The following is a 15276-nucleotide window of genomic DNA, read 5'->3' as shown; positions in this document are numbered from 1 at the left end:
CCATATTTTATCAAATTTATCCTAAATTGTAAAGTTCCTAGTTTTACGACAACTGCTGTCTCAAAATCAGAAAAAGGAAGCACAGATTTTCTGCAACTTCCTTTTCTTTTATAGACTATTTGACGTGTTTTTCTAGCTCTTTTTGGTATTTGGCATTTGTTTCAATTTTTTCTTTCTGCCATTTCTTGAGAGCTTCTTCGTATTCTTTTGTAGTCACGACATCCTTTTGCAGCTCCAAACCTTTGAATACAAACGGGTCTCCCTTGATTCCGACTTGTGAGTATGCTTTTGAGAATGGTACAGTTCGGCTAACAGTTGGAGAACCACCTGAAGAAGCAACTGGGATTAAGAGCGAACTATCCGATACCCAAGCTTGAGCTTTAGCGTATTTCTCATAACGCTTATTGAGGTCGCTGGTTTCAGCTGCGGCATCATCCAAGAGTTTCTTGTATTCGTCCAGACCGACTTGAGCCATCACTTCTGGATCTTTTCCACGAGTGATACCCAAGTGTTTAAGGGCAGAACCCTTCTTGGCATCGAGAATGTTTAGGTAGGTAGCTGGGTCTTGATAGTCAGGTCCCCAACCAGTTCCGTTCAGGTCATAGTCTTTTTGAGATGGTACCTTGGCTTGAGACGTAATGCTCATTTTTTCATTATCGGTCATTTGAAGGACATCGACAATGACATTCTCTGTACCAAGTGATGATTCGATAGACTGCTTGAGTGAGTTGGTTTGTTGAACCGCGATTACATCTGTTTGTTCAACCGGGATGTCCAAATGGATTGGGAAGGTCACACCCTTAGCCTGCAATTCTGCTTTAGCCTTCGCAAAGGCTGCCTTGGCTTTTTCAGGACTGTAAAGCGTATCCTTACCATCAGTAAGGGCTACATCTTTCCATTGGTCTCCATAAGAAACCAGCTCTGCCTGAGCCAACTCTCCAAATGTCTTTTCACCTACTTGAACGTAGTCATGAGGTACTAGGCTATTACGGATAATCTTGTCCGCACCTTCTTCACCATTCAACTGAGCAGTATAAGAATGACGATCAAGAGCAAAGTTTAGCGCCTGACGGAAGTTCTTGTTGAGAAGAGCTTCTTTCGTTGATGTTTTTTGAGCTTCGTCTGTTTTGGCTGTTTTATTGTAAGACTGGCGGTTTACGTTAACAGTGAGGTAGTAGCTTGTCGCTTCTTGTGGACTGTAAACAATCTTATCTCCGTACTCTTTTTTAGTTGACTCAAAGTTTGAGCTTGTTGGGAAGAGACGAGCTGTTGTATAAGCACCTTGTGTAAAGCTACGAATCAAAGATTCTTGGTCAGATCCATCGTAGAAAGTTAGTTTGATGTTGTCAATCTTAACATTGTCCTTGTCCCAGTAGTTTGGATTCTTTTCATACTCGATGACTGATTTTGAAGTCAATGATTTCAAAAAGTAAGGACCGTTATAAAGAATACTTGATGGTGTTGGTGCACCGTAGTCGCTCCCTTTAGAATTCAAGAATTCTTCATTAACTGGAAGCATGGTTGCAGTTGTGACCTTAGAGTTCCAGAAACTTTCTGGTTTATTGAGTGTATATTCAACCGTATAATCGTCAACAGCCTTGACTCCTACAGTAGAAAAGTCATTGCTTTCACCACTAATGTAGGCAGCCAAACCTTTGATAGAATCTTGAAGGAGAGAGAGGCCGTCTGATTTACCATCAGCTGCATGTTTCAGACCCGTAACAAAGTCCTGAGCCTTGACTTCAGCATACTCTTCTCCCTCAGAAGTATACCATTTTACACCCTTACGAAGTTTGTAGGTATAGGTCAAGCCATCTTTAGAAACGGACCAGTCTTCTGCAAGCGACGGAATTAAGTTTCCATACTTATCATTTTCCAAAAGCCCATCGACAACGTTGGCTATAACGTCAGAAGTTGAGCTCTTGCTCGTCACGCTATAGTCCAAAGATGATGGATCCATAGCATAGACATATGAAAATGTCTTGGGAGCATTAGCCTTTTTTTCACTTTGCCCACAAGCAGTTAACAGAAGGGCCGCACTCAAGACAGCACCTGCTCCTAAGAGCCACTTTTTCGATCTCATAAGTAATCTCCTTAAAGATAGTGTTTCCACCATTATACCCTATTTTTTCATAAAAGCAAGGACTTTCGCATAATTTTTTAGAAAATTCTAACAAATATTTTTTAAAGATTTTTCTACACAATTTTTAGTAAAAAACCTCAAGCTTCAAAAGCTTGAGGTTTGCTCATTTTAGTCAGTCATTTCCACACAGAAGGCATCCCATGGAGCCAAGGTCTGTTTCTCAAGCGCTTCTTGAGCCACAGTGTTTTCAATCAAGACAGATTTCACTTTTCCTTCTACTGAAAAGCTTTGTTTTTCATTGGACAAGTTAGCCACGACTAGGAAGCGACGGGTACCGTCCTTGCGGATATAGGCAAAGACCTTGTCAGCTGTATCGAGTAATTCAAAATCAGCTCGAATCAACCAGCTGTTCTCCTTACGGATCTGGACCAGTTTCTGATAGGTATAGAAAATAGAATCTGGATTTGCCAGTGCTTCTTGAACATTGATTGCTTGATAATTTGGATTGACTACCAACCAAGGTTGACCTGTTGAGAAACCAGCGTTTTTGCTCTCATCCCATTGCATTGGGGTACGGGCATTATCACGTCCAATGACACGGATACTGTCCATGATTTCCTCTATAGAAACACCTTTTTCAAGAGCTTCACGCGCATAGTTGAGGGATTCAATATCTTCTACTTGATCCAGTGTTTCAAAAGGATAATTGGTCATCCCAATCTCCTCACCTTGGTAAATATAAGGTGTCCCTCTCATGAGATGAAGCAAGATTACAAAGGCTTTGGCGGATTTTTCACGGTATTCTTGGTCATTTCCCCAGATAGAGACAATACGAGGGAGGTCATGGTTATTCCAGAAGAGGGAATTCCAGCCGTCCTCAACTCCCAACTCTGTCTGCCATTTGTTAAAAATCTCTTTTAACTTCCCTACATTTAACTCTTTTTGGTAGTGCCACTTAGGTTGCCCTTCCTGATACTGTAGACAGATGTGTTCAAACTGGAAGACCATAGACAATTCTTGTCCCTTTGGATCCGAGTAGAGCTTAGCAATCTCTGGCGTTGCTCCCCAGGTCTCCCCTACTGTCAAGAGATCTTTGTCGCCAAAGGTCGCCTGATTCATTTCCTTGAGATAGGGATGAAGCATAGGACCATTATTGACTACTTTCTCATCAGGAATTTTCCCAATCATGTCAATGACATCCATACGGAAACCACCGATGCCCTTATCAATCCAGAAGTTCATCATCTCATAAATTTTCTGGCGCAGTTCTTCATTCTCCCAGTTGAGATCCGGCTGTTTCTTGCTGAAAAAGTGGAGATAGTATTGACCCGACTTTTCATCGTATTCCCAAGCAGACCCACTAAAGATAGACTCCAAATCATTGGGTTCATCCCGCCAGATATAGTAGTCACGCTCAGGGCTGTCAGGATTTTCACAGGCCTCGACAAACCAAGCATGTTCATCTGAGGTATGATTGACCACCAAGTCCATGATGATGCGAATATCACGCTTATTAGCCTCTGCGATGAGTTGGTCCATGTCCTCCATGGTCCCGAAAATAGCTGCAATCGCTTGATAATCAGCAATATCATAGCCATTATCGTCCATAGGGCTGTCATAAACAGGAGAAAGCCAAATCGCTGTAATTCCTAACTTAGCTAGATAGTCTAACTTACTAGTAATTCCTGGCAAATCACCAATTCCATCTCCGTTGCTGTCCATAAAACTCTTGGGATAAACTTGATAGACTACGGCATTGTGCCACCATTTTTCTTGCATCTTCTTACCTCATTGTTTTAATAATCTACAGTCTATGATAGCGCTTTTTTTAACTTAGTGCAAGCGTTTGCCTAATCTTTTTGATTTCTTTTTTGACTCCTTAGTTTCCTATCTTCCAATTTTTTATTATAATAGAGGTCAGAGGTAAAAAAATGAAAAAACAAGCTTTTAGTTCTGAACAATATTTGAATCTACAGCGCGACCACATTTTGGAGCGCATTAACCAATTTGACGGCAAGCTCTACTTGGAGTTTGGTGGCAAAATGTTAGAAGATTTCCACGCTGCTCGTGTACTTCCTGGTTATGAGCCTGACAACAAAATCAAGCTCTTGCAAGAATTGAAAGAGCAGGTTGAGGTTGTGATTGCTATTAATGCTAGCAACATCGAGCATTCCAAAGCGCGTGGCGACCTAGGCATTTCTTATGACCAAGAAGTTCTTCGTTTGATTGACAAATTCAATGAGCTGGGAATTTTTGTTGGCTCAGTTGTCATCACACAGTACGCTGGCCAACCCGCTGCAGATGCCTTCCGCAACCAGTTAGATAAAAACGGGATTGATTCTTATCTTCATTACCCAATCAAAGGATATCCGACTGATATGGATCACATTATTTCCCCAGAAGGTATGGGAAAAAATGACTACATCAAAACCAGTCGCAACTTAATTGTCGTAACAGCCCCTGGGCCAGGTTCTGGAAAATTGGCCACTTGTATGTCAAACATGTACCACGACCAAATCAATGGTATCAAGTCTGGCTACGCTAAGTTTGAAACCTTCCCAGTCTGGAACCTTCCCCTTCATCATCCGGTCAACTTGGCCTACGAGGCTGCCACAGCTGACCTAGATGATGTCAACATGATTGACCCCTTCCATCTCCAAACCTACGGAGAAACCACTGTCAACTACAACCGTGATATTGAAATCTTCCCAGTGCTCAAGCGCATGTTGGAACGTATCCTAGGAAAGTCTCCATACGCTTCACCGACAGACATGGGTGTCAACATGGTTGGTTTTGCTATTACTGATAATGAAGCTGCTATCGAAGCTTCTAAACAAGAAATCATCCGTCGCTACTATCAAACAGTCCTTGATTTTAAAGCTGAAAAAGTCGGAGAAACTGCTGTCAAGAAGATTGAACTTCTCATGAACGATCTCGGTATCACACCTGCAGACCGTCAGGTTGCTGTCGCAGCACGTCAAAAGGCTGAAGAAACCGGTGGTCCTGCTCTGGCTCTTGAATTACCATCTGGTGACGTTGTCACTGGTAAAAACTCAGAACTCTTTGGTCCTACAGCCGCTGCCTTGATTAATGCCATCAAGAAATCAGCTGACATCGCTAAAGAAGTGAAACTAATCGAGCCTGAAGTTGTCAAACCAATTCAAGGCCTTAAGATTAATCATCTCGGCAGTCGCAATCCACGCCTGCATTCAAATGAAATCCTGATTGCTCTAGCCATCACAGCTATGGAAAATCCTGATGCTGCGCGCGCAATGAAGGAACTTGGCAACCTCAAAGGAAGTGAAGCCCACTCAACCATCATCCTGACCGATGAAGACAAGAATGTCCTTCGCAAACTAGGTATCAACGTTACCTTTGACCCATTCTACCAATATGATCGCTTGTATCGGAAGTAAATAAACAAGGCTGGACAAAAACTCAATTTGAGGGAAAAATCCAGTAAATCTTTACATAATAAAAAAATCAAACGCATAACATCAAGTCTTTTGAACACTTGGTATTATGCGTTTTTATGATTTCCCATCCTTATTTATTTCAATGAAATTGCCAACTCAACACAGGCGCCTCCTTGGTCTGGATTGAGCAGGGTCAGACGACCACCATGCAAGAGAGCGACCTGCTTAGAAAAGGCTAAGCCGATGCCATGATGGGGATTAGCTGAATTGCGGCTTTGGTCACTCTGGTAAAAGAGCTGTTCCGCTCCCAGCAGCATCTCCTTTGAAAATGCAGGGCCGTTGTTCCAGATAGCAAAAACCAACTGGTCCTGTTGTAATGATACCGTTAGCTTCACTTCTTTTTGGTTCTGGTCAGCATGTTCAAGCGCATTTAGTAAGATATTCAGTAAAGCCCGTTTGAGATAGTCCAAATGAATTGACAAAATCAAACTAGGGTCGCAATCTTCTTGGAGATAAAAACGATAGCTTTCCCGTTTGCTGAACAGTGCCCAGTCGTCCTGTAGATCAGCCCAAAAGTCCCCTAAGGAAAGCTGACTGAACTGATTAGAATCAATCTGAAAAGTCTTAGCGTAATCAATCAAAGAGCCACAATACTCTTCCATCTTGTGACTAGCCTGCAAAATCTCAGCAGCATAGTCTGCCTGAGGCTGGCCCAACTGCGCCAACTCCAAGAGCTCAGCATTCCCCTTAATCACAGTTAGGGGCGTCTTCAAATCGTGCGATGTCGCTGATAGCTGTAAAATCAACTCCTGATTATGCTGCTGCTCTTTTTCTAGAAGACGAGCATTTTCTTGGTGGCTGCTCCGTAAATCGCTATAGACTTCTAGCATTTCCTCAATCCGAAAAAGCTGGCTTTGATTTTCTTCTAAAAGCTTCTCGCTCGTTAGCATTTTTATTTCCCTGTCGATTTTTCGGAGCAATTTCAAAATATGATAAAAAGTAATCAGCAGCAAGCTCCCTGCCCAGAAGAACAAGGCGAAAAGAACGTGATCACTTCCTTGCGTAAATTCATAACCTATAAGTACAAAAATCAAAACATGGAAAAAGACGATTTTTAAACTGGTTGTCCAGACTAGGCTTTTGAAATTACGGGTTCTAATTGCCATCTATAACCTACTCCTCTCACAGTTGCGATTGCTTGCAGCCCTTCTTGTTTGCATTTTTGACGAATCTGATATACGTATTCTGAAATGGAGCGAAGCTGTGTTTCTGAGCTTTCTGGATAAAGCAAGGTATGCAGGCGTTCAGCTGAAAAGGTCTGCTTGGGATTGCTAGCTAGTAAATGCAGCAATTTAAACTCTCGCTCTGAAAATTTCAAGACTTTACCAAAACAGGCAACTTCATAGCGCTCTGGATAAAATTGACAAGAAGCAATTTCAGAATAGCGCTCCTCACGTCTTTCCTCCCGCCGAAGATGAGCTCTGACACGCGCCAGCAATTCTTTGGTTCCAAAAGGCTTGACAACATAGTCATCTGCTCCACGAAAGAGCCCTTCCACCTTGTCCGCCTCCAACTCCTTGGCCGTCAGAAAGATGATTGGACACGAAAGATGAGGACGAATGTAGGAACACAGCTCAAAACCATTTACAGGCTCCATCATCACATCCAGCAGAATCAAGTCATATCCGACAAAATGCGTCAGCTCTAGCTCTTCTATCTGATCAAGCGTCGTCACATCATAAGCATCAAGCTCTAGGACGTTTTTCACCAGCTTCAAAATGCTTTGGTCGTCATCAACCACCAAAATACGATACTGTCTCATAATTTCCATTATAGCATACCTCTAGCGAACATCTCGTTTCAAGGTTAAGAATATAGCAGAGCTCCAAACCAAAGCTAACCATAACAGCTGTGTTCCCAGCCCTGATAGATCTATTGAATGCTGAAGCCCTTCATACTCAAAAAGATTTAGCGTAGCCAGATCGGGCAGGTATTTTGCTTCTTTGATGAAAGTTGCCAATAGACGGCTGAGACCAATCAAGAGAGGAAAGAGCACCGACACCGGCACAATCCAAGATTGAAAGAGCAAAGCGAGTCCAGCTGCTAAAAAAGCCAGAAAAAGATTGCTGAGAAGACCAAAAGAGCTGTAATAGAGGAATTCCCCCAGTAAGGACCAGCTGAAGGCTAGGTCAAAACGAGCCAGCATAACAAGGAAACAACTGCCTATCACGACACTGTAGAGAGCCAAGAGCAGCAAGGCCAGAAAAAGGCTTTTCCCAGCCAACCAAGCCTTTCTATTTGATACGGTTAGAAAATTCGTTCGCATCCCTGACTTGACAAACTCCTGGGCAAAATAGAGGGAAGTAAAGATGACGATGACAGGCTGCGCCAGATAGAGGGCATGCAAAGCCTCGCTCAGAGCCTTCGTCTGGCCAACTGCTGTCTGACTGTAGTCAAGATTCATCAGAAAAAAAGGAACGACTACCAGAGCCACCAAGGCGGCACCAAGAGCGAGATAGTAAGAACGGAACTTAATCCATTCGCTTCTAAGTAGAGCTTTTATCATCAGTATCGCCCTCCTAAATCCGTCTTCAAAAAGCGCAGAGAGGTAATACCGCCGATGACTAGTAACCATGCACCAAGTATCAACAGTCCTTGTGAGGGATTGTTGGCATATTGGGAAGTCGGCGTTGCAGTAAACAACTCTCCTGCCGGCTGTGGCAAATAAGCCCCCCAACTCGTGTGAGCTGCCAGGTAGTTTCCCAGATTATAGATCTGTGGCACGAGAAAAAGCAGAGGAACTAGCATGGTCCGAGCCAATAAACCTAACAAAAACGAAAGGATTCCTAATAAGGTTAGAGATAAAGTTTTCCACAAAATCAAACTCCAAGCTACCTGATTGAGCAGAATCGGATCAAGCCCTTCCTTTCCTAAAGCCAGATGCATGACCATATAACTAAAGTAAATTGATAAAAAGCTAGTGGCAAGAGAAAAGCAAGTGAAGGTCATGAGTTTTCCGACAAGCAGCTTCAGACGGTTATTACAGGATAAAAGACTGGTTCTCAAGCTATGAGACTGAAATTCCATAGCTCCCAAAATTCCAGCTAAGATGACCAAAACCATGCCCGCCATAGATGCCCCGTTGAGACCCAGATATTCCAGCGGATCAATGGCTTCTGCCAGACCGGGAACCATCTCAGGGGTGGCATCCAAGCCAATGGACAAATACTGTCGGCCCTCTAGCCAGGATACGGCAGGCACCAAGAGCAGCATGAAGGCCATACTCACTCTGAAAGCCTTGGTTGAGCGAATTTTCAACCATTCTGAATGCAATAAAGACATCGTTTCTTTCATCCTAAACCTCCTCTGTCAAATCAAAGAAGAGATCTTCTAGACTGTCTGAATCTTGTAGCACCTCTTCCAATCGTCCCTGCTCAATAATTCGCCCATGATGAATCAAGACTACATCATCTGTCACCATTTGCACCTCTGACAGGATATGAGAAGATAGAAGTACCGTTTTCCCTAAATCAGCCTGCTGACGAATGAACTTTCTAAACCACTTAATCCCACTTGGATCCAGTCCATTAGTCGGCTCATCTAATATAAGAAACTGAGGATCGCCCAGCAAAGCTGCTGCCAAACCCAGCCGCTGACTTTCCCCTAGAGACAGGCTTGATAAGAGGTCCTTCCTCTTATAAGCGATTCCAGTCATCTCCAAAACCTCATCGATCCGAGACTTGGGAATGGCATTACTCGCTGCAATAATCCTCAAGTGGTCATAGACCTTTCGATTTGGCAAACCGCCAATGCCGTCAAAGGCTGCACCTACCGTTCTGAGCGGATAGGTCATTGACTGATAGGTTTGCCCATCAAAAGTCGCAGTCCCAGACGTCGCCCGATCTAACCCCAAGAGAATCCTCAAGGTCGAACTTTTCCCTGCACCATTTGGACCCAGAAAAGCTGTAATCCGACCGCTTCTAGCTGTAAAAGAAATATCTTCCAAAATCTGCTTGCTGCCATGCTTCTTGCAGACTCCTTCTATTTTCACCATATGTTCCATACTGAACTCCTTTATCTTTATTTTCTCCAGTATATCCAATCTAGTTCAGAATTAGTTCAGAGATCGAGCAAAAATTCTAAAAGTTGATCCCACCTTTCAAAAGTCACTCTAGCTTCATTAGAAAGAACTCAGTTTTTCTTTTCCTTTATCTTTATAATCCTGAGGGTTTTGTATGGAGACTTTGTTATAATGCTAGTCTCAAAAAGTCATTTATTAAACTCCATCAAGAGCAGGCTTTATGATATAATGAAAGAAGAAAACTGAAAGGAACGACCATGTCAAAAGAAGTTATTGTTGAAAGTTTTGAACTTGACCACACCATTGTTAAAGCACCCTATGTTCGCTTGATTGGGGAAGAAACAGGGCCAAAAGGAGACATCATCTCCAACTTTGATATTCGCTTGGTACAGCCAAATGAGGACTCTATCCCTACCGCTGGCCTTCACACTATTGAACACCTCTTGGCAAAACTCATCCGTACCCGCATTGACGGCATGATTGACTGTTCACCATTTGGTTGCCGTACAGGCTTTCATATGATTATGTGGGGACGTCACGCTAGCGCTGAGATTGCAGCTGTTATCAAGGATTCGCTCAAGGAAATCGCTGAAACCACTACTTGGGAAGATGTCCCTGGAACAACCATCGAATCTTGCGGAAACTACAAAGACCACAGCCTCTTTTCTGCTAAAGAATGGGCAAAACTCATCTTGGAACAAGGAATCTCAGATGATGCCTTTGAGCGTCATATCATCTAAACACAAAAAGGAACCAGCTTTTTAGCTAGTTCCTTATTTTTTATTCTCAAAATCTCGAGTTAGGCTTTTTCACGAATGACCAAAACGCCATCTTCCATATCTGCTTCCAAATGTTTGGCATCTAGATGATCCAAGTGGAAATCTGTTACCTTATCACGAATTTGTTGTTCAACCACACGGCGGAGTGGACGAACACCCATGACTTCGTCATAACCTTCTTCTGTGATAAAGTCCTTAGCTGCTTGGCTGACTTCCAAATCAATGTCTTTCTTAGCCAAGGTTTGGTTGACTTCAGCCAACATCAAGTCCACAATCTTAGAAAGGTCTTCCTTATTCAAGTGTGAGAACTCGATAACTGCGTTAAAGCGGTTGAGGAATTCTGGACGGAAGAATGGTTTCAAGCGATCCATCAATTCTGGTTTATCCGCATCTTCTGTCAAGTTGGCTTCATAGCCAAATCCAGCATTTGATGTCGCGATAATGACAGTATTCTTGAAGTTCACTGTATTTCCTTGACCATCAGTCAAACGACCATCATCCAAGACTTGGAGGAGAAGGGTGATTACTTGAGGATCAGCCTTTTCAATTTCGTCCAAGAGAATGATAGAGTATGGATTGCGACGAACACGTTCTGTCAAGGTATTGCTATTGTCATCATACCCCACATAACCTGCTGTTGTACCGATCAACTTAGATACAGCTGTGCGGTCACTGTATTCAGACATATCCAAACGAATAATAGCATCCTTAGTTCCAAACATATCCAGTGCCAATTGCTTAGCAAGCTCGGTCTTACCAACCCCAGTTGGGCCTACAAAGAGGAAGCTACCGATTGGGCGATTGCCTTCATCAAAACCAGCACGGTTACGACGGATAGCACGAGCTACTGCTTCAACCGCCTTATCTTGGCCGATTACCTTGTGTTCCAAGCGATGAGCCATATCTTTCAAACGTTCGATGTCTGACGCTCCCATTTGTGACACTGGAATACCTGTCATTCGTTCCACAGATTCAGCCACATCGTTGATGCTTGCAGTCACTTTCATGTCTTCTGTGTGGTTTTCGACTTTTTTCTCCAATTCTGCAATGCGTGTCTTGGCATTAAGAGCTGCTTCAAAATCTTCTGCCTCAACAGCTTTTTCTTGCTTGTCTTTTTCTGCCTCGATTTCTCGTTCAACAGCATGAACATCTGTTACAGGATGTTGAGCTGCCAAGTGAGCTGCCGTTACATCGACAAGGTCGATAGCCTTATCTGGCAAGCTGCGTTGTGGAATGTATTGGATAGAATAATCCACTGCTGCCTTCAAGACTTCGTCTGGCAAGATAACATTGTGATGTTGTTGATAGAGGTCACGAATCCCTTGAAGGATTTTAAAAGTATCCTCTGCTGAAGGAGCATTGACCTTGACTTCGTTGAAACGACGAGCAAGAGCTGCATTTTTCAAGATGGTGTTACGGTATTCGTCTTGAGTTGTCGCTCCAATAACAGTCAACTCACCACGGGAGAGAGCTGGCTTGAGAATGTCCGCAAGCCCTTTAGAACCACTGTCTCCGCCGATTGAGCCAGCGCCAAGGATTTGGTGAATTTCATCAAAGAAGAGGATAATATTTCCTGCTTCTTTCACTTCGTTTACTAGATTTTGCACATTTTCTTCAAAGCTACCACGGTATTGAGTACCAGCCTCGAGACCTGAGATATCAATGGAAATGATTTCCTTGTTCTTGATGGCAGCCGGAACATCTCCATTCACAATCGCTTGTGCTAAACCTTCGACAACTGCGGTCTTACCAACACCTGCATCTCCAACCAGAACTGGATTGTTCTTGGTACGACGTGAGAGGATTTCAGATGTTTCTTGAATTTCCTTGTTTCGTCCGATAACAGGATCCAACTTACCCTCACGAGCTTCTGCTGTCAAGTTACGACCTAGTTTAGCAAGGACGCCGTCTTGTTTCATACCTGAAGCCTGTTGTTGCATTTGCGCATCAGATTCTGCATTTCTTGGTAATTTCCCGGTTGCACGATACTGAGCAAATTCCTCAGGTGTCACTTCTCGTCCATTAATCAAGTAGCGACGGTTTTCAGAACTATATCCTCGCATACCACCCATCAATTGGTTAAATAAATCATCCATGTTGTTAAAGTTATTAAAGTTGTTGTTCATATTCTTTACCTCGTTTATTGTTAAGTAATTGCGATCTCTGATATTGACTATCTTTGACCTTTGTTTTAAAAATTTTAGACTAGCTAACTAGCTACCCTACGTATAATTCCTGGTTTTTCTTTTTTAAATAAGCCTTTTATCATCTTCTTTTCAAAATCTGTTAGATTTAACATAGGCCTCACCCCTTTCTAGGGTATCTATCGTACATTTTCAAGAAATAGAATCATTGAAAATGAAGTTTTCTAAGGAATTCATTTTCCTTATGTTTCTACTATATCACATTGGTCAGTAAAAGTCAATAATTTTTTGACCAAATTTGACTATTTTAAAAAATTTTTTTGAAAGACAAAAAAGCCAGTCATATCGACTGGCTTTCTTTCTATTCTAATTGAATATTAGCTCAATGCGTCATCCATTGAAAGAACTTCGTGGAAGACACGTTGTGTCAATTCAGTTTTTTGTTCTGGAGTGAGGTATTTAGTGTTTACACAGTATCCAGAGATACGCACGATAACATCTTCACCTGACATGATCTTTTCGTAAACATCGTTCAAGTCCATAACGTTCAAGTTAACGTGTTGTCCACCGTTTTCGAAGTAACCATCAAGGATTGTTACCAAGTTATCAACTTGCTCATCACGAGTCTTACCAAGAGCACGTGGAGAAACTTGAGTTGTCAATGAGATACCGTCAGCTGCGTAACCAAAGTCTAGGCTAGCAAGTGAGTTCAAGTTTTGCAACCATCCACCTTTAGCTTTGTTAGAAGGGTTAGCACCTGGTGAGAAGAATTCAAGTTTAGACAAGTTCACAGAACCATCTTCGTTGAGGTATACACCTTTGTGGACTGGTGAGTTACCAGTTTGTTTAGAGTAAGCAACGTTAGATGTGATGGTCAAAAGTGATACTGTAGCTTCTGCGTCTTTGTATAGTTTGTGGCTACGTAGACGAGTTGTGTAAGCTTCGATCAACCATTCTGCTAATTCGTTTGAACGTGGGTCATCTTCACCCCAACGTGGGTATTCACCGATTGTTTCGTAATCGTAGATGTAGCCATTTTCATCACGGATCGGTTTAACCGTAGCGTACTTGATCGCTGACAATGTATCAACAGTGTTTGCAAATCCACAGATACCGAATCCCATGTTGGCACGTTGTTTAGTTGGCAAGAAGGCCATTTGAACAGCTTCGTAGTTGTACTTGTCAGTCATGTAGTGGATGATGTTCAAAGCATCTACGTAAGTGTCAGTCAACCAGTCAAGAGATTTTTCAAAGTTCGCTTTAACTGATTCGAATTCAAGAACTTCGTCACGGATAGGATCGATGTCAAATACTTTGTAGTCTTTATGAACATCGTCGTAACCACCGTTCAAACCAGTAAGAAGGGCTTTAAGAACGTTTACACGAGCACCGAAGTACTGGATGTTGTGGCGTTGATCTTCGTTTTCTGGGTCAAGTGGTGACACACAGCATGAGATACAGCTCATTTCTCCGTATCCGTCTTTAGCCATTGTTGTTACACCTTCGTATTGGATAGAAGAGTGTTTGTGGCTCATATGCATACAGTAGCGACGGAAGTTGTATGGCAATTTGTCAGTCCAAAGAACTGTCAAGTTTGGCTCTGGAGAGTTACCGATATTGTCAAGAGTGTTCAAGAAACGGTAGTCCATCTTAGTAACACGGTGACGACCGTCGTTACCCATACCAGCCATAGAAGTTGTGATGAAAGTTGGGTCACCTGAGTACAATTGGTCATAAGCTTTTGTACGAGCAAATTTAACTGTACGAAGTTTCATAACGAAATCATCAACGAATTCTTGGATTTCTGATTCAGTAAATGTACCACGAGCAAGGTCACGTTCTGCAAAGATGTCGAGTACGATTGGCACACGTCCTAGAGATGTAGCAGCACCGTTGATAACACGGCATACAGCCATGAAGGCGATGTTAACCCATTGGATCGCTTCTTTAACGTTCATCGCTGGTTTGCGAACATCAACTCCGTAAAGGTCACCCAAGCGAACAACTTGTTGCAATGCTTGGTATTGAAGGTTTACTTCTTCACGAAGACGGATTGTTTCTTCATCAATCTCTTTAATTGCATTCCAGTCGTTTACTTTTTCTTGCATCAAATAGTCTGCACCGTAAAGAGCAAGACGTGCGTAAACACCGATGATACGTCCACGTGAGTATGCATCTGGAAGACCAGTTACAGTGTGAGCGTGACGAGCACGACGGATGTTTGAAGTGTAGGCACGGAAGATACCGTCGTTAACTGTTGTTACGTATTTAGTAAAGATTTCGTGAACAGCTGGGTCTGGTTCGTATCCATTTTCTTTCAAAGTCGTTTCAGCCATACGGATACCACCTTTTGGCATGAAGTTCAATTTGAAGAGTTCATCGTTTTGGATACCGAAGATAACTTCGTTTTCTTTGTCGATAAATCCAGCAGGAATATCAGCAATAGATGTTGGACGAGTGTCCATTGGGAAACGAGTTTCTTCGTAGTGAGCCTTAGTTTCTTCTACAATCTTTTTAATGTGAAGTGAACGTTCTGTTGGTCCAGCAAGGAAGCTTTCATCTCCATCGTAAGGTGTGTAGTTAGCTTGAACGAAGCGAGAAACGCTTGCCTTTTCTTTCCAATCTACGCCTTTGAAGCCTTCCCAAGCTTTGTCAAAAATGTCTTGTGCTTCAACAACTGTCTTAACAACCATATTAATGTCCTCATTTTTCTTTCTAGCAACAGTCATCTGTTACATTCATGAGACCAGTATACCATACAGTAACCGATTTC

The 15276-nt window shown here is 42.6% G+C and carries 11 protein-coding genes; 2 read left to right on the top strand and 9 right to left on the bottom strand.

What is annotated here, in order from left to right; genetic code table 11:
* Positions 1-115 precede the first annotated feature (115 nt).
* Positions 116-2083, bottom strand: a complete 1968-nt coding sequence (locus tag D8805_RS04395) for a peptide ABC transporter substrate-binding protein (RefSeq protein WP_125415628.1) — start codon at positions 2081-2083, stop codon at positions 116-118.
* Between the two features lie 168 nt (positions 2084-2251).
* Positions 2252-3862, bottom strand: coding sequence for a glycoside hydrolase family 13 protein (locus tag D8805_RS04390; protein ID WP_125415626.1), 1611 nt, complete (start codon positions 3860-3862; stop codon positions 2252-2254).
* Positions 3863-4014: 152 nt separating this feature from the next.
* On the opposite strand from D8805_RS04390, the gene D8805_RS04385 reads away from it, so the two are divergent.
* Complete coding sequence (locus tag D8805_RS04385; RefSeq protein ID WP_125415624.1) at positions 4015-5499, top strand: DUF1846 domain-containing protein; 1485 nt, start codon at positions 4015-4017, stop codon at positions 5497-5499.
* Between the two features lie 134 nt (positions 5500-5633).
* Here the strand turns inward: D8805_RS04385 and D8805_RS04380 are convergent, their stop codons facing one another.
* From D8805_RS04380 to D8805_RS04360, 5 genes are read right to left on the bottom strand one after another with little or no spacing between them, the layout of a single operon-like run.
* Positions 5634-6665 (bottom strand): sensor histidine kinase, encoded by a 1032-nt coding sequence (locus tag D8805_RS04380; RefSeq protein ID WP_125415622.1) that lies wholly within the window; start codon positions 6663-6665, stop codon positions 5634-5636.
* Positions 6632-7330 carry a response regulator transcription factor gene (locus D8805_RS04375; RefSeq protein WP_125415620.1) on the bottom strand — a complete coding sequence of 233 codons (699 nt, stop codon included), beginning with the start codon at positions 7328-7330 and terminating at the stop codon, positions 6632-6634. The genes D8805_RS04380 and D8805_RS04375 overlap by 34 nt, the downstream gene beginning before the upstream one ends.
* A 12-nt stretch (positions 7331-7342) precedes the next feature.
* Positions 7343-8065 (bottom strand): hypothetical protein, encoded by a 723-nt coding sequence (locus D8805_RS04370; RefSeq protein ID WP_000588282.1) that lies wholly within the window; start codon positions 8063-8065, stop codon positions 7343-7345.
* Positions 8065-8853, bottom strand: coding sequence for a lantibiotic ABC transporter permease (locus D8805_RS04365; RefSeq protein ID WP_000665381.1), 789 nt, complete (start codon positions 8851-8853; stop codon positions 8065-8067). The genes D8805_RS04370 and D8805_RS04365 overlap by 1 nt, the downstream gene beginning before the upstream one ends.
* Before the next feature lies 1 nt (position 8854).
* Positions 8855-9562: an ABC transporter ATP-binding protein gene (locus D8805_RS04360; protein ID WP_000400712.1), complete on the bottom strand. Its 708-nt coding sequence runs from the start codon at positions 9560-9562 to the stop codon at positions 8855-8857.
* A gap of 275 nt (positions 9563-9837) precedes the next feature.
* On the opposite strand from D8805_RS04360, the gene D8805_RS04355 reads away from it, so the two are divergent.
* On the top strand, positions 9838-10320 hold the full coding sequence (locus D8805_RS04355) for an S-ribosylhomocysteine lyase (protein ID WP_084925370.1): 483 nt from the start codon (positions 9838-9840) through the stop codon (positions 10318-10320).
* A gap of 59 nt (positions 10321-10379) precedes the next feature.
* Here the strand turns inward: D8805_RS04355 and D8805_RS04350 are convergent, their stop codons facing one another.
* Together D8805_RS04350 and pflB are read right to left on the bottom strand one after the other, a co-directional pair.
* Positions 10380-12485, bottom strand: a complete 2106-nt coding sequence (locus tag D8805_RS04350; protein WP_125415618.1) for an ATP-dependent Clp protease ATP-binding subunit — start codon at positions 12483-12485, stop codon at positions 10380-10382.
* 395 nt (positions 12486-12880) lie between these two features.
* Positions 12881-15196 (bottom strand): formate C-acetyltransferase, encoded by a 2316-nt coding sequence (gene pflB / locus D8805_RS04345; protein WP_125415769.1) that lies wholly within the window; start codon positions 15194-15196, stop codon positions 12881-12883.
* Positions 15197-15276 lie beyond the last annotated feature (80 nt).

This window comes from Streptococcus oralis subsp. dentisani, assembly GCF_003944205.1.
GTDB lineage: Bacteria > Bacillota > Bacilli > Lactobacillales > Streptococcaceae > Streptococcus > Streptococcus oralis_BH.
Note: the sequence above shows the minus strand (reverse complement) of the source record. Positions and strands in the feature narration are given on the sequence as shown.

Coding starts and splice junctions, on each gene's coding strand:
- D8805_RS04365 (WP_000665381.1), bottom strand. CDS start 8,853: ATGAAAGAAACGATGTCTTTATTGCATTCAGAATGGTTGAAAATTCGC.
- D8805_RS04370 (WP_000588282.1), bottom strand. CDS start 8,065: ATGATAAAAGCTCTACTTAGAAGCGAATGGATTAAGTTCCGTTCTTAC.
- D8805_RS04350 (WP_125415618.1), bottom strand. CDS start 12,485: ATGAACAACAACTTTAATAACTTTAACAACATGGATGATTTATTTAAC.
- D8805_RS04360 (WP_000400712.1), bottom strand. CDS start 9,562: ATGGAACATATGGTGAAAATAGAAGGAGTCTGCAAGAAGCATGGCAGC.
- D8805_RS04380 (WP_125415622.1), bottom strand. CDS start 6,665: ATGGCAATTAGAACCCGTAATTTCAAAAGCCTAGTCTGGACAACCAGT.
- D8805_RS04355 (WP_084925370.1), top strand. CDS start 9,838: ATGTCAAAAGAAGTTATTGTTGAAAGTTTTGAACTTGACCACACCATT.
- D8805_RS04375 (WP_125415620.1), bottom strand. CDS start 7,330: ATGGAAATTATGAGACAGTATCGTATTTTGGTGGTTGATGACGACCAA.
- pflB (WP_125415769.1), bottom strand. CDS start 15,196: ATGGTTGTTAAGACAGTTGTTGAAGCACAAGACATTTTTGACAAAGCT.
- D8805_RS04390 (WP_125415626.1), bottom strand. CDS start 3,862: ATGCAAGAAAAATGGTGGCACAATGCCGTAGTCTATCAAGTTTATCCC.
- D8805_RS04395 (WP_125415628.1), bottom strand. CDS start 2,083: ATGAGATCGAAAAAGTGGCTCTTAGGAGCAGGTGCTGTCTTGAGTGCG.
- D8805_RS04385 (WP_125415624.1), top strand. CDS start 4,015: ATGAAAAAACAAGCTTTTAGTTCTGAACAATATTTGAATCTACAGCGC.